Below are 23,789 nucleotides of genomic sequence, written 5' to 3' on the forward strand. Positions count from 1 at the left end.
TGTTGGCATAGGTAAACCCTAACCATACGTGGATGAAAAGGGGTGTTGCCCATGGGCCGCTGGATTATAAGACTTGTCGTTTTGATCGCTTTGGCCATCACCGGTTGGTGGTGGTTGGCCACATCGGGTTTAGAGCGCAGCATCGCCGCCTTTTGGGAGCGGCAACGCGCAGATGGGCTTGAGATCCGCATAGCGGACACAGTGCGCGCAGGCTTCCCTTTGCAGATCGCGGCCACTCAGCATGATGTCCTGATCACCGACCCGCGCACGCAGCGCGAACTGGCGTTGCCTGAATATACGCTCTCCTCCCCGATTTACTGGCCCGGTGATGCCACGTTAAGCCTGCCAGCCGACCCGATTGCCATAATCACGCCGCAGGGAAGCTTGACGCTGACCTCGGATGGTATGCTGGCCGCGATCAAACTACATCCCGGTGCCAGCCTTGAGCTGGAGGCGCTTGAGGCCTCTGGCAGCACGCTATCCCTCGATACCGTCGAGGGGCGATTGATCAGCGTTGATGCGCTTCAAGCAGATGTTGTGCAAACAGGTGATCCGCTGACCTATGACATTGATATCACAGCGACCGGCGTCGCCCTTGGCAGTGTATTGCGGCAAGGGATGAATATGCCCGCCGAATGGGCGGACGCGTTTGAACCGGTTGTCGCGGATATCACCGCGACATTCGATCGCCACTGGGACCGCAGTGCGCTCGCGGGCTCACGCCCCCAACCCCGCCGCATCCAGATTGACCAGCTTACCGCCATATGGTCCGAGATCGGCGTTGAAGCCTCTGGCGATCTGGAGGTGAACGATCAGGGTGAGCCGCGCGGCGAGCTGCGCGTGAGGGTGCAGAATTGGCAGCGAATTTTTGACATGGCGGTCGCGACGACAAATATACCGTCCAAATGGCAATCCACGATAGAGCAAGTGCTGGGCGCTATGGCCGATGCGGATGGCACGCTTGACCTGCCGGTCACCATGTCGGGCGGTCAGATGCGCGTAGGCTTCTTTCCGCTTGGCCCGTCGCCGCGGCTTATCCTGCGTTAACGGCAGTAACTGCCCGAACGATAGCGCGCCGTGTCAAAGTGGAAGTGATCAAGGTGGAATTTATTCGCCTTGGGCCCCAACACTGTGCCAAACGGCCCGCAGGCGTCTTTGTGCATCCGGCGCAAAGCCTTGCTGCTGGATCGCGCATTCCACCCTTTGAGCACGGTGATCTGACTGCCATCAACAAGGCCAAACCCCGAAATATCAATGGCGCGCCCTTTGCCATGTTCGGAAATCTTGCCCGTTTTGGCATTGTTGCGCCGCCGGCAGGCGTAATGCGCGGCTACTTTGATCTCGCGCAGGCCGCCACCCTTGCTCGCCAGTGCAGGCTTGGCACTTCCGTCTACCCATGTCTTGAGCGCGCGTGCCGTGCCGCAATCCATCGTGGACTTTGCGCTCAACCGCACCCCCGAAATCGAAGAAACACGCACCGCATTATCAACGCCGCACCCGGAAATACGCCCCGGCACAGCGCCTATGGCTTCACCCTGAATTGAGATATCGCCACACACAGCCCCCGCCGCGAGCACCTTTTGCCGCTGGCGCAGCTCGCGCGCTGCTTTGGGCGAACGGAATTTTGGCCGCAGGGATTTGAAAAAGCCCTCGCGCGCGGGCTCTACCTCGGGTCGGTCAATAGTCCCTTCCGCCGTGATCTGCGGCTGCGCCGCGCCTGGCCGCAACTCTGGCCGCACCGAGGTCTCTGGCCCCGCAGTTGCGATAGAGGCCGTAACGCATAGCAAAGCCGCCAAATGTCTCATTTTTTGACTGCTCCACCGCTGCGCCCGAAATCAGGGGCGTCCGTATCCTGCCCCGCCTCGATGATGCCACGGCGAATGGCGCGCGTGCGGGTGAAATAGGCGTGCAAATGATCCCCGTCCCCCTGCCGGATGGCGCGTTGGAGGGCAAACAGCTCTTCGGTAAAGCGACCAAGAATTTCCAGCGTCGCGTCCTTATTGCTCAGGAAGACATCGCGCCACATCGTTGGATCAGAGGCCGCGATGCGGGTGAAATCGCGAAACCCCGCCGCTGAGTATTTGATCACTTCACTGTCAGTCACGCGGCGCAGATCATCAGCCACACCAACCATCGTGTAAGCGATCAAATGCGGCGCATGGGAGGTCACGGCAAGCACCAGATCATGGTGATCGGCGTCCATCTCCTCGACGTTTGATCCCATCCCTTCCCATAGCGCACGCAGTTGCGCGATGGCCGCAGGGTCAGAGCCCTCGGTCGGCACCAGCAGGCACCAGCGGTTGTCAAACAGCTCGGCAAAGCCAGCGCGCGGGCCGGAATGTTCGGTCCCTGCAAGCGGGTGACCGGCAATGAAATGCGCAGTTTCAGGCAAATGCGGGCTTACTTTTTCGATCACGTCGCGCTTGACCGATCCCACATCCGTGATTGTGACCCCCGGCTTTAACGCCGGTGCAATCTGCTGGGCGACGGTACCCATCACCCCGACCGGCACGCAAAGCACAACAAGATCCGCATCCCGCACAGCGTCAAGAATATCGTCATAAACCACATCACACAGGCCGATTTCACGCGCGGTTTCGCGGGTCTCCTCCGAACGGGCATAGCCGGTAACAGTGCCTGCCAGCCCGCCCTGTTTCATCGCCCAGTACATCGAGGACGCAATCAGCCCTAGCCCGATCAAGGCAACGCGGTCATAAATCTGCGCCATGTCTCAGTCCTCTTTGAACTGTCGAACCGCATGGACCACACGGCGGCAGCCACTTTCGTCGCCCACGGTAATGCGCAAACAGCTCGGTAATTTATATCCCGCCACACGGCGCACAATCAGCCCTTGGGATTGGAGGTGCAGATCACAAGCTTCCGCTTCGGATTGCGACGTGAAGCGCGCCAAAATGAAATTGGCCAAGGACACATCCGAAGGCACGCCCAGTTTGGCCAGCGCATCAGCCATCCAGCTGCGCCAACGCGCATTTTCCTTGCGGCAGTAATCCACATAAGCCACATCCCGCACCGCCGCCTCGGCCGCCGCCAGCGCCGCATTAGTAAGGTTGAACGGCCCACGCACGCGGTTCAAAACGTCAATCACATGCGCCGGACCATACCCCCAGCCCACGCGCAGCCCACCAAGGCCGTAAATCTTTGAAAATGTCCGCGTCATCACGACATTGTCCCGCTGATCCACCAGCGCAGCACCACCATCGTAGCCTTCGACATATTCCGCATAAGCACCGTCGAGCACCAGCAAAGCCTGCGGTGGTAGCCCCTCGGCCAGACGGGCCACATCCGCCTCGGCAATCATTGTGCCGGTCGGGTTATTGGGGTTGGCGATGAATACCAGACGCGTTTTATCCGTGCAGGCCTTAAGGATCGCATCAACATCAGTGACGCGTTCATGCTCGGGGACTTCAACAGGCGTAGCACCGGCGGCAAGCGCGGAAATCCGGTACATGGCAAAGCCGTGTTCGGTGTGTATAACTTCGGCCCCCGGACCCGCATAAGCTTGGCATAAAAAGGCGATGATTTCGTCCGATCCTGCACCACAGATCACCCGCTGCGCATCCAGCCCGTGCACTTCGGCAATGGCCGCACGCAGCCCCGCGTGGTCCGAACTGGGGTAGCGGTGCAGTTGGTGCCCCTCTTTCGCATAGGCCTTCAGCGCCGCTTCGGACGGGCCGAACGGGTTTTCATTCGAGCTGAGCTTGAGCGCGTTGTCATGTCCCGCGACATGGGACGCGCCCCCCTGATAAAGGGCAATATCCATGATACCGGGCTGGGGCGTAATCATCTGTGTCATTCTATCAGGTCCAACTAAACTGGGAACGTTTTATCCTTGGGGCTGGCAGGGCGCCACTCCCAACTTGTCGCATGGACTGCACGCATATCAGAAAAACAGGGCGACAAACGAAAAAGGGCCGCATTGTTACATGCGGCCCTTCCAAACTCAGTGCGAAGAAACTTAGTTCTTCGCGTAGAATTCCACCACAAGGTTCGGTTCCATAACAACCGGATACGGCACGTCACCCAAGTTAGGTGTGCGCACGAATTTTGCAGTCATTTTGGAATGGTCGGCCTCGATGTAGTCAGGCACGTCGCGTTCGGCCAGCTGTGTGGCTTCGACCAGAGCAACCATTTGCTTGGAACGGTCACGCACTTCGATCACGTCACCTTCTTTTACACGGTAGGAAGGAATGTTCACGAGCTTGCCGTTCACGCGCACGTGGCGGTGATTTACGAACTGGCGTGCAGCAAAGATTGTTGCAACGAATTTGGCGCGGTACACAACCGCGTCCAAACGACGCTCAAGCAGACCGATCAGGTTTTCACCTGTATCGCCTTTAACACGCTCGGCTTCGCCATAGATGCGACGGAATTGCTTTTCGGTCAGGTCGCCGTAGTAGCCTTTCAGCTTCTGCTTGGCGCGCAGCTGGATACCGAAGTCGGAAATCTTGCCTTTACGGCGCTGACCGTGCTGGCCGGGGCCATATTCACGGCGGTTCACTGGGGATTTTGCGCGGCCCCAGATGTTTTCGCCCATGCGGCGGTCAATTTTATGTTTGGCAGCTGTACGTTTAGTCACGGCTGTTCTCCTTCAAAGGCCCCCGCAGGATTGCAGATGGGGCGGTAAAGGGCGTTGTCCTTTGGGTTTCCCCCGACAGGCATCCTCTTGCGAGGGCCACCAACACCAATAGAGCCGCGCTTATACGATGCTGCGATCCAGAGTCAACGCGCGAAAAACAAATTTTGCCACCCGCGCGCTGTGCTGGCCATCAGACCATATAATCTACGATCGGCGATGAGGTATCCAGCCCCGCCGCCTCAAGGCTTTCCAGAAGGACCAGACTGAAATCCTCTTCTGTCTCGGTCGCCTCCTGCAACTGCTCGACGACCGATTGCAATGTCTCGATCGCGGCACTGTCCGGGCCTTTAGCTCCTTGCCCGGCACCAGCAGGGGGCGGTCCACCTTTTCCCCGACCGCCAGCGCCACCCGGGCCACCGCCCGCCTGATCGCCTAGCGCTTTGGCATCGATACCCACGCTCCCCAAGGCTGCCGTCAGATCCCTGCCCGCCTCGATCCCCAGTTCATCAATTTGCGACACCAATCCCTTGGCATCTTCATCAGACAGGTTTTCAACATCATAATTCTGCAACGCTTGGGCCAGACCCGCCTTTTGCGTATCGCTTAGGCCCGAAGCATTCTGACCATAGCTGTTTTGTGCGGGCATGCCGCCCTGAATCGTCATCATTGCCTACTATCCTCTTTTGCTCCCCGGACATACCGGGATGCAAAAGCACCTAAGGCACGAGCCCTTCCCGATAGTTACTAACAAGAGGTTATCTGCACCGGAATTTGTTCAATTTCAGCGCATCATACCCGCACAAGCCGCATGCCTGTGGCAGGTTACAAGGTGATCATTAACCAAGCCGCAGGCCTGCATCCACGCATAGACAATCGTCGGGCCACAGAATTTGAAGCCCGCCTTCTTGAGGTCTTTCGACACCTGCTCGGACAAAGCCGTCTTTGGCGGGACGTCGGCCTGCGTTTTAAATTTGTTTTGCAACGGCTTACCCCCGACGTAATCCCACATGAAACGATCAAACCCCTGCCCGGCCTCAATGCGCTGCCAAGCCTGCGCATTGGTAATGGCCGCCTCTATCTTGCCGCGGTGGCGGATGATGCCGGCGTTGCCCAATAGGCGCTGCACGTCATGCTCTCCCCAAGTCGCAATAACGTGAGGATCAAACCCCTCGAATGCTGCGCGAAAAGCGTCTCGCTTTTTAAGGATCGTGATCCAGCTTAACCCTGCCTGAAACCCGTCAAGGATCAGCTTTTCCCACAACGCGCGGCTGTCATACTCTGGCACGCCCCACTCTGTGTCATGATAATCAATGTAAATTTGCTCTGGCCCCGCCCATGCACATCGCTCCATTCGCCTGCTCCTTTAAGCTTTTTCTACAATTGGCACAAAATTAGCCGGTTAACACCTTTTTAGGTGGCACACAGCAAGGTCGCATCACCCGCATCGGGGCAGCTGACGCAAAGGATACGACCGTGAAAGGCATGAACAAACGAATGATTGCGAATATCCCCTCCAGCGAGCGGAGCCCGCTGGAATATGTCATCGCAAATCAATCCCAAAGCACCATGGAAATGGTGCAGGAAGCCATCACACACAACCAGACACTCCTCGCGTTTCAACCGGTAATGCATGGCATCAACCGCACCACACCGGCCTTCTACGAGGGGCTGATCCGCGTTCTGGACGCCACAGGGCGCGTCATCCCCGCGGGGGAGTTCATGGGCCGGATAGAAGATACCGAGATCGGCCGCCAGATTGATGTGCTGGCCCTGCGCCACGGCTTGACCACACTGCGCAATAATCCCGGCATTCGCCTGTCTATCAATATGTCTGCGCGCTCTATCGGGTACCGGCCCTGGATGAATTGCCTGAACCGGTTCCTCAACGAAGTCCCCCATATCGGGGAGCGTCTTATCCTCGAGATTTCCGAGGCATCCACAATGACTGTGCCCGAGCTGGTGATCGACTTCATGAACCGGCTACAACCCAATGGCATCTGCTTTGCACTGGATAATTTCGGATCCGGCAACCTTGCGATCCGCTATTTCAAGGATTTCGATTTTGATATCCTTAAAATATCAGGCCAGTTCATCCGCGGCATCGCCCGAAACCCGGATAATCAGGCCGTCGTGCGGGCGCTGCACGGCATTGCCGAACAGTTCGAGATGTTCACAGTAGCAGAGTCGGTTGAAACCGCTGCGGACGCTGCCGTCATCATGGAGATCGGCATCAACTGCCTCCAAGGATATTACTTTGCAGCCCCGACAACGATGCCCGACTGGCTTAGAAATTCTGCCCCCGCGCAAAGCGCCTGAAGCAGGCCCAAGCTCTGCGTTCTTGCTGTGTAGCAGTTGATGCGGTATCCATTCCATATTGCGGAGGAATGATGGTGTGCCACATCGCACCGCGCGATTATGCGTCCTCTGCGCCCTGCAATATCAAGAGGACAGTTTTCCATGACCAATGTCGTTATCGCCTCCGCCGCCCGCACTGCTGTGGGCAGCTTTGGTGGCTCCTTTGCCAGCACCCCCGCCCATGATCTGGGCGCGGCAATGCTCAAAGAAATCGTAGCGCGCGCAGGCGTGGATGCTGCCGACGTCTCGGAAACCATTCTGGGCCAGGTCCTTACCGCCGCCCAAGGGCAAAACCCCGCACGTCAGGCGCATGTGAATGCCGGTCTGCCCATTGAATCGGCAGCGTGGTCCATCAATCAGGTCTGCGGCTCCGGCCTGCGGGCCGTTGCACTTGGCGCACAGCACATCCAGCTAGGCGATGCCGATATCGTCGCCACCGGCGGTCAGGAAAACATGACCATGTCCCCCCATGCCCAAGCCATGCGCGCGGGTCAGAAAATGGGCGACATGAAGCTGATCGACACGATGATCAAAGACGGATTGTGGGACGCCTTCAACGGCTATCACATGGGCCAGACAGCCGAGAATGTCGCCGCAAAATGGGAAATCTCCCGCGACCAGCAAGATGAATTCGCCGTCGCCTCCCAGAATAAAGCCGAAGCAGCGCAAAAAGCGGGCCGCTTCAAGGATGAAATTTTCGCCTACACCGTGCCAGGCCGCAAGGGCGATACCATTGTGGACGCGGACGAATACATCCGCCACGGCGCAACCATTGACGCGATGGCGAAACTGCGCCCCGCCTTCACCAAAGACGGCTCAGTCACAGCCGCCAATGCCTCGGGCCTCAATGATGGCGCTGCCGGTGCCCTGCTGATGAGCGCTGATAACGCTGAAAAGCGCGGCATCGAACCGTTGGCACGCATCGCGTCTTACGCCACCGTTGGCCTTGACCCCAGCATCATGGGCGCAGGTCCTATTTTCGCATCGCGCAAGGCATTGGAGAAAGCAGGCTGGAAACCAGAAGACCTTGATCTGGTCGAAGCGAACGAGGCTTTTGCCGCGCAGGCCTGTGCTGTTAACAAGGACATGGGATGGGATCCGGCGATCGTCAACGTCAACGGCGGCGCCATCGCCATCGGCCACCCCATCGGGGCCTCGGGCGCACGCATCCTCAACACATTAGTATTCGAAATGAAGCGCCGCGGCGCGAAAAAGGGTCTGGCGACCTTGTGTATTGGCGGCGGCATGGGTGTTGCCATGTGCCTGGAACGGCCTTAAACAGGACTGGTGCGTAATATAATTGCGCGCCAACCGAAATCAGAACAATAACGTTACCAGAACCATCGGGAGAATCACATGTCGCGCGTCGCACTAGTCACAGGAGGCAGCCGGGGGATCGGGGCCGCCATTTCCAAGGAACTCAAAAGCAAAGGCTACACCGTCGCGGCCACCTATGCCGGCAATGACGAGGCCGCTGCGGCCTTCACGGCCGAGACCGGCATCAAGACCTACAAATGGAATGTGGCCGATTACGACAGCTCTAAAGCAGGTATTGCCCAAGTCGAAGCCGATCTTGGCCCCATCGAAGTGGTTGTCGCCAATGCAGGGATTACCCGCGACGCGCCTTTCCACAAAATGACCCCCCAGCAATGGAATGACGTGATCGACACCAACCTGACCGGCGTCTTCAACACCGTACACCCGATCTGGCCAGGCATGCGGGAACGTAAGTTCGGCCGCGTTGTCGTGATTTCGTCGATCAACGGACAGAAAGGTCAGTTTGCCCAGGTCAATTATGCCGCGACCAAAGCGGGCGATCTGGGTATTGTGAAATCTTTGGCCCAAGAAGGCGCGCGCGCCAATATCACGGCCAATGCAATCTGCCCTGGCTACATCGGCACCGATATGGTGATGGCCGTACCCGAAAAAGTGCGAGAGAGCATTATCGCGCAAATCCCGGCAGGCCGTTTAGGAGAGCCGGAGGAAATTGCACGTGCAGTGTCTTTCCTTGTCTCTGATGATGCGGGCTTTATCAACGGCTCGACGATCTCTGCCAACGGGGCCCAGTATTTCTCCTGACTTCGAGAAAGCATAAAAATAGGGCCGGTAGCAGATGCTACCGGCCCTTTTGCATTCCGTAAGGCCCTGTGCACGGGGCCAGCGGAAAACCTTATCCACGCAACCAAGCGATAAAATCGGCAAACATGCGGCCACGTGCAGCATGGGCGCTGTTCATTGCGGTACGGGCGGCGGGGTTTGTTGTGGCTTCCAACATGTCGATCTCCTGAGTGTGCGACCCGGTTCGGATCAATGTGTCTTTCTTGAACCTAATATGCGCCTCCACCCTGTCTGTGACAAACGAGACTTTTCAAAGCCTCAGTTAAGCTGTACTTAACTGAGCCATGCCAATTCGCCTGCCTCCTCTCACTGCATTACGCGCCTTTGATGCCGCAGCGCGGCATATGTCATTCACAAAGGCAGCCGATGAATTGAACGTCACCCCGGCCGCTTTATCCTTTCAAATCAAGTCACTTGAGGAACATCTGGGCGCGCCATTGTTCCACCGGCTCAACCGCGCGGTTGAGCTGACCGAGGCAGGTATCGCCCTGTCCCAAGGGGCCGCCGAGGGATTTCAGATACTGGCGACCGCATGGCGTGCAGCGCAGCGCACACAAGACACACAAACCCTTACTGTCACCGCTGGCCCCGCGTTCACCGCCAAATGGCTTGCGCCGCGCCTGTATGAATTTGCACGCAGCCATCCCGAGGTCGAACTGCGCTTTGCCGCAGGTCTGCACCGGATGGATCTATCGCGCGATAATGTGGATGTGGCCATCCGCTTTGGCGACACTACCAGCCCCGAACTTTATGCCCTGCCGCTGGCAGAGGAATGGGTCATGCCCGTCATGGCCCCCGCATTGGCCAAACGCTATCCCACCGTCGAGAGCCTGAGAAAAGCGCCGATCATATTTGACGATTCACTTAACTTTCTACCCAAGAAAGTAGGATGGCCCGAATGGTTCGAGGCAATGGGCACCCCCTTTACGCCAACACACGGCCCAAGGTTTTCACAGGCCGATCACGCGCTGGATGCGGCATTGGCAGGCGTCGGCGTGGTGCTGGGGCGCCGCGCGTTGGTTGTCAAAGACCTTGACGAGGGCCGATTGGTCGCCCCATTCCCCACGGCGATCGGCACCGGCGGGCGGTTCAGCTTTCTTTGCATCAAAGGGATGGAAAAACGCCCGCAAATCGCTGTTTTTCGCGATTGGATCGTTACCGAAATCGAAAAAACGGCACATATCACCGACAACCTTACCTTATTGGATTTTAAAGTCTCATGAACCGCATGCAAGCAACCGCTATTGGCTTTATGGCTGTCCTGCTTTGGGCCTTACTGGCCCTGTTCACAGTCGGCTCCGCACCAACACCGCCACTACTGCTCAATACGCTGGCCTTCGGGATCGGCGGGATTGTGGGGCTGGTTTGGGCCATCGCAACAAAAAGCCTTGATCGGATGCGACAGGTACCTTTGCGGGTGTATATCTTTGGGACCTTGGGGTTATTCGCTTATCATCTGCTGTATTTTTCCGCACTGCGGTTAGCCCCTGCGGCAGAAGCAGGGCTGATCGCGTATCTGTGGCCCCTGCTCATCGTGATTTTCTCCGGCCTCCTACCGGGCGAACAGCTGCGCGCCGGGCACATCATCGGTGCAGTTCTGGGCTTTGCCGGGGCTGCCTTGATCATTACGGGCGGCGGCACCCGTTTTGGCAGCGCGTCGCTGACAGGCTATTTACTGGCTCTCATGGCCGCCTTTACATGGGGAAGCTATTCCGTCCTGTCCCGCCGTGTCAGCGAGGCACCAACAGCGAGCGTGGCCATATTCTGCCTTGGCACCAGTGCGCTATCGCTGCCCCTGCACCTGTTTTTCGAACAAACCGTCTTACCCTCCACAACACTTGGTTGGGCCAGCATTGCAGGTTTGGGGTTAGGGCCCGTAGGATTTGCGTTTTATGTCTGGGATATCGGCTGTAAAAAGGGCGACATCCAACTGCTTGGTACCAGCTCGTATGCGGCCCCCCTGCTATCGACGCTCGTGCTTATTACCGTCGGGGTCGCGGCCCCCAGCATGACATTGCTTTGGGCCGCTCTGTTGATCACCGGCGGGGCAGCCATCGCCGCGCGCACCAGTCTCAAACAAACGTCTGCTAATTCGACAAACGGTTAATTTCTTCTTTCAGGCGGAGTTTTTGCTTTTTCATGTCGGCCAGTCGAAGGCCGTCAATGCCAGGTGCACGTTGGGCGACGTCAATCGCCTCACTCATGTCCCGGTGTTTCTTTTTCAACGTCTCGAGATGTGATGTTAGGGCCATACTTCCTCCAGTTGTTAAAGTGTGAGGTTAGTGAAGCATGATCTATTTTCAAAGTCACGCCGCCATGCAGCATAACATGAGAGGTGGTAAATAGTTGCTTAACGCAGGTTAGAATTCCAGCATAGAACCGCCACGCAGGGCGGCACGCACTTGCTCTGTGTATTGATCCCCGTCTTGATGGTCAGCTCCGCGGTGCAGAATAAGCGGTGCGTGCAGCCGGAAATCCGCCCGCCCCGATTTACGCGCGCGCATAATCACACGCTCGGCCGCGCGCCCCGTGCGCGCTGCAATGGGCAGAATTTCGATACTCCCCATATCCTTTGGCAATCCAGCCAAAAGATCCGGCAGCCGCTCGGCGCGGTGAATGACATGCAGCAATCCGCGCGGGACAAGACGCTTGGCGGCGACGCTGATCCATGTGGCCAGCGGTGTCACCTCTCCCAATGCAGTTTCACGCAAAGGGTCATGCGCGGCAACCGAGGCCGAGCGCCGCCAGTAGGGCGGGTTCACAAGAACGTGGTCAAATTGTCGCTGACGCAACGTAAGCGGTAGCGAGACGATGTCCGCTTCAACCACTTCGAGCGCATCCCCCCCGTTACGACGGGCCAAGGCAGCATAGGATGGCTCACGCTCAACCCCGGTAAGATCAAGCCCCTGCACCCGCGCCCCAAGACATAGCACCGCCGCCCCGACACCACAGCCCAATTCAAGCACACTTTCACCATAAGCCGCTGGAATTGTAGCAGAAAGAAGAACAGGATCGACACCTGCACGGTATCCCGCCCTGGGTTGCCACAGGTGCAACAGCCCGCCCAGAAAGGCGTCATGGGTCAGATTGCTATCGTTCACCGGCCCAGAGGAATCTCGTTGTCCTGGATGACGCGCAAAGCGGCATCGTGATCGTCCTCATGCACCATCAACCGGCGCGGGAAAATACCAATTCCACCTTCAAGGATGCTCATATTTACGTCCATCTGAAAGCAGTCTATATCCTCGCCCTGCAACAGAGCTGAGGCAAAGGCGATGATCGTAGGGTCAGTGCTGCGCAAAAGTTCTTTCATAGTAATGATGTAATCCGGGGCGTGCCCCCTTGTCGAGCGCCAGGATGCGAGAAATATGAGCAACCCGCAAAGCCACAAACCCCATGACCGTCTCGCCGCTGTGCTGAGCACTGATATGAAAGCTGTCAACACAATGATCCGCGAGCGGATGGCGTCCAAACACGCCCCGCGCATCCCCGAGGTCACCGCCCATCTGGTGGGTGCAGGCGGCAAACGTTTGCGCCCCATGCTGACGCTCGCTGCGGCCACACTATGCGGTTATACCGGCCCCTTTCACATCCATCTGGCCGCCACGGTCGAATTTATTCACACCGCGACACTATTGCATGATGATGTGGTGGATGAGAGTAAACAACGGCGCGGGCGGCCCACGGCGAACCTGTTGTGGGACAACCAGTCATCGGTTCTGGTGGGTGACTATCTGTTCGCACGCAGCTTCCAGTTGATGACCGAACCGGGTTCAATGCGGGTGATGCAGATCCTGTCAAACGCCGCCGCGACCATTGCCGAGGGCGAAGTTCTGCAACTGACAGCAGCGCAAAACCTGTCCACCGATGAAAACACCTATCTTCAGGTTGTGCGCGGCAAAACAGCCGCCCTGTTTTCTGCGGCGACTGAAGTCGGCGGCGTGATCGCAGATGCCGATGAGGCCATCGTGAAAGCACTGTATGATTATGGTGACGCGCTCGGGATTGCCTTCCAGATTGTCGATGACCTTCTTGATTATCAGGGCGACACGGGCACCACTGGTAAAAACATCGGCGATGATTTCCGCGAACGCAAATTGACTCTGCCCGTCATCAAGGCCGTGGCACTGGCCGATGAGACAGAACACGCGTTCTGGAAGCGGACCATTGAAAAGGGCAAACAGGAAGACGGCGATCTCGAGCATGCTTTGGAATTGCTGCACAAGCACGGCACGCTGGTTTCAACACAGGCAGACGCAAAAGCATGGGCCGGCCGCGCCAAAACCGCCCTTGCTCCGCTGCCGGCGCATGACATCAAGGATATGTTGATCGATCTGGCCGATTACGTGGTCAGCCGCCTTAGCTAAGCAGCTTGCCTGCGGCGATCCACCAATCAGGGTGCAGCCGGCGCAGCCGCTCTGCCTCTTTGCTTGCGCCCTCGCGGTAAAGCCCGAAACACGTCGCACCAGAGCCTGACATCCGCGCCAAAAGCGCGGTGTCCAGCGCGGCAAGCACTTCGGTGATCTGTGGGGCTGCATGGCGTGCCGGAGCCTCGAGATCGTTGCGCTGTGCGCGCAACCACTGGCAAAACCCCCCGGCCGAACCGAATTCAGGAAAGACCTCTGGCATGGGCGCATTTTGCTTTTCCGCCAAACCGTTGAACACTGTGCCTGTAGGCACCTCGACGCGGGGATTGATCAGGATAATCTCCAGCGCCGGCAGCGGGGCGACAGGTGTCAACACATCGCCAATACCGCTCATCCGTTGGGGTTTCGCGCTCAGACAGACAGGTACATCCGCGCCAAGGCTGGCGGCGCGTTCGTGACCGCCAAAGGCACGCAGCACAGCCGCCGCATCAGCAGAGCCGCCACCGATGCCCGCACTATGCGGCAGGTTCTTTGTCAGATGGACATGCCCCGTCCAATCGGAAATTTCAGCCGCCTGCCAAATCAGATTGCGCGCATCACATGGGACGCCATTGGCAAAAGGGCCATCGACCGTGATCTGCATATCGGGCGCAGAGCTAAACGTCAGACGATCTCCGATCTGCGCAAACACCACGAGGCTATCAAGCAGGTGATACCCGTCGTCCCGAACACCCGTGACATGCAGCGCGAGATTTACCTTTGCAGGAGCAAAGCCTTCAGTCGTCATGGGCGACCTGCTCTAACGGCGCGGCCCCTTCTTCCTCAAGCACAGCATCCAGCCCGATTTCAAGCTTACGGCGGATACGGTCCGGTTCTGCTTCGGTGTCAGAGGTGCTGAATTCGATAAACGACAGGGCGCGCCGCCACTGGAACTGTGCCTCGCGTTTGCGGCCCACGGCCCAATAGACATCGCCCAGATGGTCATTCACCACAGGGTCCACTGCCTCCAGCTCTACAGCCCGCTCCATTTGCGCGACTGCTTCTTCGTAACGGCCCAGACGGTAATAAACCCACCCGAGGCTATCCACGATATAGCCACTATCAGGGCTGGCAGCGACCGCACGCTCGATCATATCAAGCGCTTCATCCAGCTTGCGTTGTTCTTCGACCAACGAATACCCGAGATAATTCAACACCTGAGGCTGGTCCGGATTGACGGCAAGCGCCGCGCGGAAGTCTTCTTCGGCCTCTACATTCTGACCATTCCGCGAATATGCAATGCCGCGCGAGAAATGCAAAAACCATGCGCGCGGGTCCTCTTGCGTGATTGAATCAAGCGCCTGTGAATAGGCGGCAATGGCTTCAGGCTCTTTATTCTGGCTGCGCAGAATATCCCCAAGCGTAGAGTAGGCCACCGCGAGTTCCTTGTCGCTGCGCGTCAGCTGCTCCAATACCTCGACCGCCTGATCCACCTTACCCAACAGGCGCAGGCCCGCTGCGCGACCCAATTCGGCCACATGATAAGAGGGATCATCCGCGGGCAAAGAGCGGTATTCAGCAATGGCCAGCTCGTTCTGTCCAAGGCTTTCCAACAGTTCCGCCGTCAACAAAAGCGCATCCACGTGATCAGGGCGCAGGTGGCGGGCGACCCGGGCGTAAAGCAACGTGTAATAATTACTGGCCTGCTCGGCCTGCAACAGCGAAGCGAAGGTATAGAACACCTCTGCTAGACCGGCGCGCACCGTCGGAGCCGTTGCAAAGGGCAGTTTTTCACCGGACTCAAGCCGCTCAATCACCACGTCAAGTTCGGGATCGGTGGCACCGTTGAAGGTTTCTGTGATTGCTTTGACGCCATCCGCATTGCGGTCAAGCTGGGACAGAATTTCGACATAGGCAATCACACCGCGCCGCGTGCGAGCAGTTGTGCCAAGGGCACCTGTCTCGAACAGTGCTTGGGCTTCGGCGTACCGGCCAAGCGTGCCAAGGGCAAGCATCCGGTGGTAGGCGACAACGCCCCTCATGCCTGCATCGGTCGACACGGTATCAAACTGTGCCATTGCGGCGTCGATGTCATCGGTCCCGATCAATGCCCATGCTTTGACCAACCCATCGACCCAAGGGCTAATACCTTCGGCTTGCACTTCACGTTGGGCCAATGCGTCAAACTCGCCGTCGTCGATCAGCCTTACGGTCGCCACCATCCGCGCCCCTTGCGATCGCTGCCCTTCGGACAACAATGCCTCGGCCAATGGCTTTGCGCGGTCGAACTCTCCCAATGCCAGATATGCATGGATAGCATTTTCCATCAGCGCAACATTGCCTGAATCGCGGGCAAGTGCCGCTGCAGAATAGGCAGCAGTAGCGGCTAGATCATTATTGGCTGCGGCACTGCGTCCGGCCAGATAGGCGCCTGACAATGTCTCGGCGCTCAGCGGCGCGCTTAATAGCACCCCAAATCCAAGGGCGGCGGCGCTCACGGTGTTCAGGAAATTCTTCATATGCTCTGGCCTCGGCTGTTTTCGCTAGGCTAGCACGTTTGCGCGCCTGTGCAATGGTAGCAGGGCGAACACACAGCCCCGTGAAGAGCTGCCCGGACCGTGAAGGCGGGAATATGCTTATGGATACAAGCGCGACAGCGACCAGCGCCAAACCCTAGGCGCTGTCCGACCTCGCCGGACAACGCCTGAGTATTTCAATAACCCCAAGCCGATCACATATTGGGATAGTTCGGCCCATCGCCCCCCTGTGGCGTGGTCCAGACAATATTCTGGCTGGGATCCTTGATGTCGCATGTTTTGCAATGCACGCAGTTCTGGAAGTTGATGACAAAACGCGTGTCTTTACCTGCCTCTTCGACAAACTCATACACACCCGCAGGGCAATAGCGCGCCGAGGGACCCGCGTATTTGGACAGGTTCACCTCAACCGGCACGCTGGCGTCTTTCAACGTCAAATGCGCGGGCTGGCTTTCTTCGTGGTTGGTAAAGGAGAAAGCCACATTGGTCAGACGGTCAAAGCTGAGCGTGCCATCGGGTTTAGGATAGTCGATCTTCTCATGCTGGTCTGCAGGTTCGGTCGCCTCGGCATCGGATTTACCGTGCGACAGCGTGCCCAACAGCGAACCACCAAACAGCGTGTTGCACCACATGTCGAAACCACCAATGGCCAGCGAAGCCGTCAGGCCAAACTTGGACCACAGCGGCTTTACGTTGCGCACCTTATACAGGTCCTTGCCAATCTCGCCCTCGCGCACATCGGTCTCATACTCAGGCAGCTCATCACCCGAGCGGCCCGCAGCCATCGCAGCATGAGCGGCCTCTGCCGCGGCCATGCCGGACAGCATGGCGTTGTGATTGCCTTTGATGCGCGGCACGTTGACCATACCCACCGAACAGCCCAGCAGCGCCACACCGGGGGCCACCATCTTGGGCATGGATTGATATCCGCCCTCGGTGATCGCGCGTGCGCCGTAGGCCACGCGTTTGCCGCCCTTCAGAAGCTCGGCCACCATCGGGTGATGTTTGAACTGCTGGAATTCCATGTAAGGAAAAACATGCGGGTTTTTATAACCAAGGTGGACCACGAAACCCACATAGACCTGATTGTTCTCGAGGTGGTAGATGAACGAACCACCCCCCGCCTTCTTACCCAAAGGCCAACCCATCGTATGGGTGACAGAGCCCTCTTTGTGCTTAGCGGGATCAATTTCCCAGATTTCTTTCATGCCAAGGCCGTATTTCTGTGGCTCTTTGCCCTTGGCCAGATCGTATTTTTCGATCACCTGCTTGGACAGGCTGCCGCGCACACCTTCGCCGAGGAAGACATATTTGCCGTGCAGCTCCATGCCCGGTTCATAGTTTGGGCCGGGCGTACCATCAGGACCGACGCCCATTTCGCCGGCAACCACACCTTTGACTTCACCGTTTTCGCCATAGACGATTTCGGAACAGGCCATACCGGGGAAGATTTCCACGCCCATTTCTTCGGCCTGCTCGGCCATCCAGCGGCACACATTGCCCATCGAGACGATGTAATTGCCGTGGTTGTTCATCAGCGGCGGCATGGGAAAGTTCGGGATGCGGATTTCGCCCTGCGCACCCAGAGCGTAAAAGTTATCCTCAATCACCGGCACATTCAGCGGCGCGCCTTTTTCTTTCCAGTCAGGGATCAGCGCATTCAGGCCACAAGGGTCAAGCACGGCACCCGACAGGATATGCGCGCCCACTTCCGAGCCTTTTTCAAGCACGACGATATTGCAGTCCGCATCAAGTTGTTTCAGCCGGATGGCCGCGGACAAACCCGCAGGGCCTGCCCCGACGATCACAACGTCATATTCCATCGCTTCGCGTTCAATCTCAGCCATACCCAGCGCTCCCTTCGCGTAAAAACGGTTTAAAATTGGGTAGCGACTGTAAGGCGTCTTGGCAATCACGACGAGGCGTTAAAACCCCTATCGAAATCCCTTTTCGAAAAAATCGCATTTTCTGTTGGCGCTAACCTGCCCGCGTTGCCGGCCTATCGCCCATCAAATAGCGCGGCCCCTGCCCACGATCGGCGGCAGAATCCTTGGGGTTATACAGCGCACAGACCTCGAGGCTCAAACAGCCGCAACCGATGCATCCGTCAAGATTGTCCCGCAATTGCGTCAACGTATCAATCCGCGCATTCAAAGCTTCACGAAAACCCGCGCTCAACTTTGCCCAATCGGTTTTGGTCGGTGTACGGCCCTGTGGCAACCCTTCCAGCAGCGCACGGATTTCGGGCAGGCTGTACCCCAGTTGCTGCGCAATCATGACAAAACTTAACCGACGCAAATCCGCGCGCGCAAACCGGCGTTGCCCGCCCCCGTTGCGCCATGGTTTGATCAGGCCTTGTGCCTCGTAATAGCGGATTGCCGAAACCGCGAGCCCCGTGCGCCTCGCCAACGCGCCGATGGTAAGCCCCTCATTCAGTGCCATGCGACCTCCAAGAATTACCTTGACCTAAAGTTAAGTTTAGCAATTACCTCTCTGAGGGTCACATCATTTTTGAAAGGGAACGACCCCATGACCGCACGACTAGAACACGCAAATTATACCGTTTCAGACACTGCCGCGACCGCCGCATGGATGGTCAAACTATTCGGTTGGCACATTCGATGGGAGGGCGCATCCATTCACGGCGGGCATAGCGTGCATGTGGGCACTGATGATTGCTATCTCGCGCTATATACCCCCGCAATTAAGCCTGCCCCTAAACCCGATACCTACACCGGCATTGCAGGTCTCAATCACATCGCGGTCGTGGTCACAGACCTTGATGCGACCGAAAGCGCCGTGCGCGATCACGGTTTCGCACCACACAGCCACCAAGACTATGAACCCGGTCGGCGCTTTTATTTTCAGGATGACGACGGCATCGAATATGAAGTGGTGCAATACGACTAAATCCGCCTACCTCGGCGAAACCACGCCAGAGCGGGCCCCTTATCCACTTGCATTTGTTGCCCGAGTTGGGTCAGGTATTGCAGACCCAAACACGCGCCCCGAAATACCTTCGGGGCGCGCCTTAGTATGACGGACATGATTGCAATGGAAAAGATTCCTATGACCCGCGCGGGTCACACCGCGCTTGAAACCGAGCTCAAGCACCTCAAAACTGTTGAGCGTCCCGCCATCATCACTGCGATTGCAGAGGCGCGCGAACATGGCGATTTGTCCGAAAATGCCGAATATCACTCCGCCAAGGAAAAACAGTCCTTTATCGAAGGTCGCGTGAAAGAGCTTGAGGGTGTGATCTCCCTCGCTGATGTCATCGACCCCGCTAAATTGTCAGGCACGATCAAATTCGGTGCCCGTGTGACACTGGTCGACGAAGACACCGAAGAAGAGAAAACCTATCAGATTGTTGGCGAATACGAGGCCAATATCGAAAACGGTATGCTTAACATCAAATCGCCCATCGCAAGGGCATTGATCGGTAAGGATGAAGGTGACAGCGTTGAAGTGCGCACACCGGGGGGCCTGAAGTCCTATGAGGTTCTCAAAATCGTCTACGCCTGAGCGGAGCACGCAGCATGACTGAAATCACGGACCCTCCAAGCCCTCGGCCCGCGACCGGTAAAGCCTCCTCCGGCCGTCCGACGCCGCTTGGCATCTATGACAAAAACCGCCGCGGCGGTGTAACGGGGATCGAAATCACCGCTGTTATCCTGTCGGCCGTATGGCTTCTGGCATGTCTGATCTTTTTCGTCTTTGTACCTCGCGCGCCCGCCCCAGAAGGAGAAGGCGGCCTGCGGTTTTTGATGACGATGCTAGCCATATTCATGCCGGTCGCGATGATCTGGGTCGGGGCGACTGCCGCACGCGCCAGCCGTGTTATGCGTGAAGAAAGCCAGCGCTTGCAGGCCGCGATTGATGCCATCCGCCACGCGTATATTGCCCAGCAGCAAGGAAACGCTGGAACATCCGTAAACAAAAAGCTCGACGAGATTGCCGCCGCCACGCGCAAAACCGAAACGGCCCTTGCCACATTCTCTACGCGCCGCGAAGAAGCGCCACGCGCCATCGCGCCGCCAGCAGCGGCAACGCCAGCCGATGATCAACCAGCACTGGCCCTCGGGACCCAAAGCACCGACATGGTGCCGCCGGTCGAGGGCGACGACCTGATCCGCGCGCTGAATTTCCCCGAAACCGCCGAGGACGAAGAAGGCTTTGCCGCCCTGCGCCGCGCCATGCAGGACCGCCAAGCGGCCCAGCTTATTCAGGCCGCTCAGGATATTCTGACCCTGCTCAGCCAGGATGGTATCTATATGGATGATCTACGTCCTGACCGTGCACGACCCGAGGTTTGGCGCATGTTCGGTCAAGGCACCCGTGGCCGTGCGATTGCCGCGTTGGGCGGTATCCGTGACCGGTCTTCGCTGGCCCTGACCGCTGGGCGGATGAAGCAAGACCCGATTTTTCGCGATGCCGCGCACCACTTCTTGCGCCGCTTTGACAAATTGTTCTCGAATTTTGAAAAAGTGGCCACCGATGCCGAAGTTTCGGCGATGGCAGACACGCGCAGTGCGCGGGCCTTTATGCTGCTGGGTCGGGTCGCCGGAACCTTCGACTAACCGCTTCCCCGCCTAGCCGCACGCACGCGTTACAGTCCAAAGCTGCTGAACGGTACAAACCGTACCAGATCCCCTTGTGCGATATCGCGGGCGTCCTGGTCCAGTTCGACCAGCCCCTCGGCCCAGCTGAGCCCGGATATACGGCCCGACCCTTCAGAGACAAAAACCTCTGCGGCACCGCCGCGCAGGCGTGCACGCAGATATTCCCGCCGGCCTGCTTTCTTTCGTTTGACAAAGGCCGCAGGCACCATAAATCCTTGGGGCTCGGGGAAAGCGGCCCCTGCCAGCTGCGCCAGCGCCGGACGCGCAAAGATCAAGCTACAGACCATCGCCGCCACCGGATTGCCCGGCAGGCCGAATACCGGCACTCCGTCCCACAAGCCCAACGCCAGCGGCCTGCCCGGCTTTATCGCGATGCGCCAAAGCGCCATGGTACCGGCCTCTTGCAACAGGGCTGAAACGTGGTCCTCGTCCCCTGCGGATGCGCCGCCACTACTGATAATTGCATCTACCTGCGTCGCTGCCATATCAAGCCGTGCACGCAGCCCTTCACGGTTGTCCGGTGCCCGCCCCAGATCGATGGCCGTATGGCCAAACGCCTCAAGCAGAGCCAACAGCATGGGCCGGTTGGCATCATAAATCTGACCGTCGGCGGCCATCTCTCCCGCCTCTACCAGCTCATCCCCGTTGGAGAGGACACCGACGCGCAATGGTTTGCGCACCGCGATCTCGGAGAGGCCAGTGGCCGACAATAGCGCAAGATCGGCAGGTGTTATGATCCGGCCTGCGCGCAGGATGACATCACCCGCCTCCACGTCTTCGCCGGCCTTGCGGGTATTGGCCCCCTGCTTCACCGCACCGCTAAAGCTGACATGCCCTTCGGCAACGTTGACGTCCTCTTGCAGAATAACCGTATCCACCCCGCGGGGCAAAGCAGCGCCAGTGAGCACGCGAATGGCATAACCTTCAGGCACATCTGCCGGTGCGTCCCCTGCCGCTGCACGCCCCTGAACAAGCGGCAACCGGTGCAGTCCTTCCATCCGTGCTCCGGCAAAACCGTAGCCGTCAACCGCGGTATTGGGTAGCGGAGGATTGGCGCGTGCGGCAACCGCATCCCGCGCGGCGATGCGGCCGCACGCCTGCGCCAAGGGAACAACCTGTTCTTGTGTCACAGCCACCAGCCGCGCACGCAGCAACGCCAACGCCTCCTCCACGGGGGTCCAATGCACCCCTTGCGGTAAGGCAAAGCAGTCATTGCGCAGCACGGGCACATCCAGCGCCAGCGCGCTCAGCCGCTCGGACAGGCCCGCGCCCAAAATCCAGGCTTCCTCTTGTGCTTCGAGCGGGACGTCGCCCATGTGCTGCTCCAAATCAACGGTAGGCAACCGCGCCAATGCATTCGCCAGCAAACGCACCTGTACACGGTCGCGGATCTCGTCATTGCCCTGCATCTGCGCCCGCACCGCGGGTTCGATCACACCGGGCCAAACTTCGGCAAGCACCACAGGCGCATCCTGCCATGCATCGAATGGCCAGACAGCCACGCCAGCCAAACGGCGCAGGCGATTGAGCATCGGCAAACCCATCATCATCTGCCCGCCCACCGTAGGCGGAAAAGCGAGCTGGAAAACCGAAGAAGAGGCCTTGGAGATCGCGTCACACACCCGCTTCTCGGACATCACATCAAAGACGATCCCTTCCTTGCGGTACGGGACCCCTGGCCATTTATCTGCCTGCGGCTTGCCCCAGAATGGCCCCTGCCCTGCAAACATCGCATTAAGCTGTTCGGCCACATCATAACGGTTGTTCGTGCCATCAGGAGCATCCTGGATATGTGCCTCAAACCAATCCCAAACGCCAAATGGATCATCTGAACCGGTCACATGGCGTGCAAATCCGCGTGGCAGGCCAAAGGGAAAATCAAAAGCGCAAAGCACGCGCCGACCAGCCGCCTGCTCGGCCTGAATGAGTTGGCTAATCTGCGCTTCGGCATCCTGTCTGGAGCGGCAATACAGCGGCATATCAGACCGCCCGTCACGCGTGACACCCAACCAGATCGCATCTTTGCGCGGCGTAGGCCCTGCCCGCTTGCCAGCGGACCAATCCACGACAAGGATGGTATCGAATGCCCTCACAGCCCCACCTCGGCAAGGATGAAATCAGCGATGGCGACCGTATCATTCAGATCGAAAACAGGACGGTCCAGCGCAAGCGGCGTATCCGAAGCCAATGCACGAATGGTCGGATCCTCGGGCGCGATAAGCGGGTTGCCCGTGACAGCACGGTGGGCCTCGACCTTTGGATGGGCATCGCGTTTATATCCCTCAACCAGCACCAGATCGACAGGTGCCAATTGCGCCAGCAGCTCCACCAAAGGCGGCTCGGGCGCGCCGCGCAGCTCATGCATCAGCGCAATCCGGTTACGCGACGCCAGCAATACCTGTGAAGCCCCTGCCGTACGATGCCGAAAGCTGTCTTTTCCCTCATGATCAACGTCGAAGTTGTGATGCGCGTGTTTCACAGTCGAGACAGTGAAACCACGTCCCGTGATTTCGGTCACCAAACGCTCCATCAGGCCGGTCTTGCCCGCGTTCTTCCAGCCGACCACACCAAAAACCCTCATAACATAGCCTCCGCACGGGCCAGATCATCCGGCGTGTTGACGTTGAAAAACGCATCTTCATCAGGGAAAAGCGCCTCGCGCCCGCCGTGTTCCTGTGTCCACAACACCACCTTGCGCAGCCCGCCTTGCAGAGCTGCCCGCAGATCATCGCGCAGCGCCACCGGCCAGAGACCAAAGGTCGGATGGCGCGCACGGCCACGGGTCGCGTCAGGCGTCGCGGCAAGCACAAGCGGATGTGTCATCCCCTCGCCCGCCAGCAAGAGCTGTGGCACCAGGTCGCACGGGAAAAACGGCGTGTCAGCCGCCGCCGTCACGATCGCATCCGCCCCTTGCTCTGCAGCCCAGTCGAGACCCGCCAGCACTCCGGCGAGCGGTCCGGCAAACCCTTCGATACTGTCTGCAACGACCGGCAGGCCCACAGCGTCAAAGCGCGCGGCGTCCCCGTTCGCATTCAACACCATCCCGCCCACCTGCGGCGCAAGCCGCGCCTCTACCCGTGCAAGCAGGCTTTGCCCGCCCAGCATCCGCAAGCCCTTGTCGCCGCCGCCCATCCGCGTGGCTTGTCCGCCTGCAAGGATCACCCCAAGTGGTTGTTTCATCACGCTGCCTCCCACCATTGATCGCCACACCGGC

26 protein-coding genes are annotated in these 23,789 nt (G+C 58.5%); 10 read left to right on the forward strand and 16 right to left on the reverse strand.

Going from position 1 to position 23,789, the window contains the following annotated elements:
• The first annotated feature begins 51 nt into the window (after positions 1 to 51).
• The gene (locus tag ABJM03_RS03665; protein ID WP_348415640.1) at positions 52 to 1,047 is read left to right on the forward strand and encodes a DUF2125 domain-containing protein; all 996 of its coding nucleotides are present in this window, start codon (positions 52 to 54) and stop codon (positions 1,045 to 1,047) included.
• Here ABJM03_RS03665 and ABJM03_RS03670 read toward each other — a convergent pair.
• From ABJM03_RS03670 to ABJM03_RS03695, 6 genes are all read right to left on the reverse strand, one after another.
• A complete protein-coding gene (locus ABJM03_RS03670) occupies positions 1,044 to 1,805 on the reverse strand; it encodes an extensin family protein (RefSeq protein WP_348415641.1) in 762 nt (253 codons plus the stop codon). The genes ABJM03_RS03665 and ABJM03_RS03670 overlap by 4 nt on opposite strands.
• Entirely contained in the window at positions 1,802 to 2,728 is a 927-nt protein-coding gene (locus tag ABJM03_RS03675) for a prephenate/arogenate dehydrogenase family protein (RefSeq protein WP_348415643.1), read from the reverse strand. The genes ABJM03_RS03670 and ABJM03_RS03675 overlap by 4 nt, the downstream gene beginning before the upstream one ends.
• A 3-nt stretch (positions 2,729 to 2,731) precedes the next feature.
• Positions 2,732 to 3,814: a histidinol-phosphate transaminase gene (hisC, locus tag ABJM03_RS03680; RefSeq protein ID WP_348415645.1), complete on the reverse strand. Its 1,083-nt coding sequence runs from the start codon at positions 3,812 to 3,814 to the stop codon at positions 2,732 to 2,734.
• A gap of 162 nt (positions 3,815 to 3,976) precedes the next feature.
• Positions 3,977 to 4,597: a 30S ribosomal protein S4 gene (rpsD, locus tag ABJM03_RS03685; protein ID WP_348415647.1), complete on the reverse strand. Its 621-nt coding sequence runs from the start codon at positions 4,595 to 4,597 to the stop codon at positions 3,977 to 3,979.
• Positions 4,598 to 4,787: 190 nt separating this feature from the next.
• On the reverse strand, positions 4,788 to 5,264 hold the full coding sequence (locus ABJM03_RS03690; protein WP_348415648.1) for a hypothetical protein: 477 nt from the start codon (positions 5,262 to 5,264) through the stop codon (positions 4,788 to 4,790).
• Between the two features lie 114 nt (positions 5,265 to 5,378).
• On the reverse strand, positions 5,379 to 5,948 hold the full coding sequence (locus tag ABJM03_RS03695; RefSeq protein WP_348415650.1) for a DNA-3-methyladenine glycosylase I: 570 nt from the start codon (positions 5,946 to 5,948) through the stop codon (positions 5,379 to 5,381).
• 131 nt (positions 5,949 to 6,079) lie between these two features.
• On the opposite strand from ABJM03_RS03695, the gene ABJM03_RS03700 reads away from it, so the two are divergent.
• The 5 genes from ABJM03_RS03700 to ABJM03_RS03720 all read left to right on the forward strand — a co-directional run bounded on the left by ABJM03_RS03700 (position 6,080) and on the right by ABJM03_RS03720 (position 11,177).
• Complete coding sequence (locus ABJM03_RS03700) at positions 6,080 to 6,913, forward strand: EAL domain-containing protein (protein ID WP_348415977.1); 834 nt, start codon at positions 6,080 to 6,082, stop codon at positions 6,911 to 6,913.
• 141 nt (positions 6,914 to 7,054) lie between these two features.
• Positions 7,055 to 8,230 carry an acetyl-CoA C-acetyltransferase gene (locus ABJM03_RS03705; RefSeq protein WP_348415652.1) on the forward strand — a complete coding sequence of 392 codons (1,176 nt, stop codon included), beginning with the start codon at positions 7,055 to 7,057 and terminating at the stop codon, positions 8,228 to 8,230.
• 78 nt (positions 8,231 to 8,308) lie between these two features.
• Positions 8,309 to 9,031, forward strand: a complete 723-nt coding sequence (gene phbB / locus ABJM03_RS03710; RefSeq protein ID WP_348415654.1) for an acetoacetyl-CoA reductase — start codon at positions 8,309 to 8,311, stop codon at positions 9,029 to 9,031.
• A 323-nt stretch (positions 9,032 to 9,354) separates the two neighbouring features.
• Positions 9,355 to 10,293, forward strand: coding sequence for a transcriptional regulator GcvA (gcvA, locus tag ABJM03_RS03715; protein ID WP_348415655.1), 939 nt, complete (start codon positions 9,355 to 9,357; stop codon positions 10,291 to 10,293).
• Positions 10,290 to 11,177, forward strand: a complete 888-nt coding sequence (locus ABJM03_RS03720; protein ID WP_348415657.1) for an EamA family transporter — start codon at positions 10,290 to 10,292, stop codon at positions 11,175 to 11,177. The genes gcvA and ABJM03_RS03720 overlap by 4 nt, the downstream gene beginning before the upstream one ends.
• Here ABJM03_RS03720 and ABJM03_RS03725 read toward each other — a convergent pair.
• From ABJM03_RS03725 to ABJM03_RS03735, 3 genes are all read right to left on the reverse strand, one after another.
• On the reverse strand, positions 11,158 to 11,322 hold the full coding sequence (locus ABJM03_RS03725; protein WP_348415659.1) for a DUF465 domain-containing protein: 165 nt from the start codon (positions 11,320 to 11,322) through the stop codon (positions 11,158 to 11,160). The two genes, ABJM03_RS03720 and ABJM03_RS03725, sit on opposite strands and share 20 nt — an antisense overlap.
• A 108-nt stretch (positions 11,323 to 11,430) precedes the next feature.
• Positions 11,431 to 12,171, reverse strand: a complete 741-nt coding sequence (locus tag ABJM03_RS03730; protein WP_348415660.1) for a methyltransferase domain-containing protein — start codon at positions 12,169 to 12,171, stop codon at positions 11,431 to 11,433.
• Entirely contained in the window at positions 12,168 to 12,383 is a 216-nt protein-coding gene (locus ABJM03_RS03735; RefSeq protein WP_348415662.1) for a DUF2007 domain-containing protein, read from the reverse strand. Before ABJM03_RS03735 ends, ABJM03_RS03730 begins: the two co-directional genes overlap by 4 nt.
• Before the next feature lie 55 nt (positions 12,384 to 12,438).
• Between ABJM03_RS03735 and ABJM03_RS03740 the strand changes: the two genes are divergently transcribed.
• Positions 12,439 to 13,437 (forward strand): polyprenyl synthetase family protein, encoded by a 999-nt coding sequence (locus tag ABJM03_RS03740; protein ID WP_348415664.1) that lies wholly within the window; start codon positions 12,439 to 12,441, stop codon positions 13,435 to 13,437.
• On the opposite strand, the gene ABJM03_RS03745 is transcribed toward ABJM03_RS03740, so the two are convergent.
• From ABJM03_RS03745 to soxR, 4 genes are all read right to left on the reverse strand, one after another.
• Positions 13,430 to 14,224 carry a 4-(cytidine 5'-diphospho)-2-C-methyl-D-erythritol kinase gene (locus tag ABJM03_RS03745; protein WP_348415666.1) on the reverse strand — a complete coding sequence of 265 codons (795 nt, stop codon included), beginning with the start codon at positions 14,222 to 14,224 and terminating at the stop codon, positions 13,430 to 13,432. The genes ABJM03_RS03740 and ABJM03_RS03745 overlap by 8 nt on opposite strands.
• Entirely contained in the window at positions 14,214 to 15,935 is a 1,722-nt protein-coding gene (locus tag ABJM03_RS03750) for a tetratricopeptide repeat protein (RefSeq protein ID WP_348415668.1), read from the reverse strand. The genes ABJM03_RS03745 and ABJM03_RS03750 overlap by 11 nt, the downstream gene beginning before the upstream one ends.
• A 212-nt stretch (positions 15,936 to 16,147) precedes the next feature.
• Positions 16,148 to 17,800 (reverse strand): electron transfer flavoprotein-ubiquinone oxidoreductase, encoded by a 1,653-nt coding sequence (locus ABJM03_RS03755; protein WP_348415670.1) that lies wholly within the window; start codon positions 17,798 to 17,800, stop codon positions 16,148 to 16,150.
• A gap of 130 nt (positions 17,801 to 17,930) precedes the next feature.
• On the reverse strand, positions 17,931 to 18,395 hold the full coding sequence (gene soxR, locus ABJM03_RS03760) for a redox-sensitive transcriptional activator SoxR (protein WP_348415672.1): 465 nt from the start codon (positions 18,393 to 18,395) through the stop codon (positions 17,931 to 17,933).
• Positions 18,396 to 18,482: 87 nt separating this feature from the next.
• Between soxR and ABJM03_RS03765 the strand changes: the two genes are divergently transcribed.
• The 3 genes from ABJM03_RS03765 to ABJM03_RS03775 all read left to right on the forward strand — a co-directional run bounded on the left by ABJM03_RS03765 (position 18,483) and on the right by ABJM03_RS03775 (position 20,533).
• Positions 18,483 to 18,863, forward strand: coding sequence for a VOC family protein (locus ABJM03_RS03765; RefSeq protein ID WP_348415674.1), 381 nt, complete (start codon positions 18,483 to 18,485; stop codon positions 18,861 to 18,863).
• 144 nt (positions 18,864 to 19,007) lie between these two features.
• The gene (greA, locus tag ABJM03_RS03770) at positions 19,008 to 19,478 is read left to right on the forward strand and encodes a transcription elongation factor GreA (protein WP_348415676.1); all 471 of its coding nucleotides are present in this window, start codon (positions 19,008 to 19,010) and stop codon (positions 19,476 to 19,478) included.
• A gap of 14 nt (positions 19,479 to 19,492) precedes the next feature.
• On the forward strand, positions 19,493 to 20,533 hold the full coding sequence (locus tag ABJM03_RS03775) for a hypothetical protein (protein ID WP_348415678.1): 1,041 nt from the start codon (positions 19,493 to 19,495) through the stop codon (positions 20,531 to 20,533).
• Between the two features lie 29 nt (positions 20,534 to 20,562).
• On the opposite strand, the gene glp is transcribed toward ABJM03_RS03775, so the two are convergent.
• The 3 genes from glp to mobA are packed head-to-tail and all read right to left on the reverse strand — an operon-like array spanning position 20,563 to position 23,755.
• A complete protein-coding gene (gene glp, locus ABJM03_RS03780; protein WP_348415680.1) occupies positions 20,563 to 22,668 on the reverse strand; it encodes a gephyrin-like molybdotransferase Glp in 2,106 nt (701 codons plus the stop codon).
• Positions 22,665 to 23,156, reverse strand: coding sequence for a molybdopterin-guanine dinucleotide biosynthesis protein B (gene mobB, locus ABJM03_RS03785; protein WP_348415682.1), 492 nt, complete (start codon positions 23,154 to 23,156; stop codon positions 22,665 to 22,667). The genes glp and mobB overlap by 4 nt, the downstream gene beginning before the upstream one ends.
• The gene (gene mobA / locus ABJM03_RS03790) at positions 23,153 to 23,755 is read right to left on the reverse strand and encodes a molybdenum cofactor guanylyltransferase MobA (RefSeq protein WP_348415684.1); all 603 of its coding nucleotides are present in this window, start codon (positions 23,753 to 23,755) and stop codon (positions 23,153 to 23,155) included. Before mobA ends, mobB begins: the two co-directional genes overlap by 4 nt.
• Positions 23,756 to 23,789: the final 34 nt, after the last annotated feature.

The sequence above is a fragment of the Sulfitobacter sp. genome (assembly GCF_039977885.1).
Classification (GTDB): Bacteria; Pseudomonadota; Alphaproteobacteria; order Rhodobacterales; family Rhodobacteraceae; genus Sulfitobacter.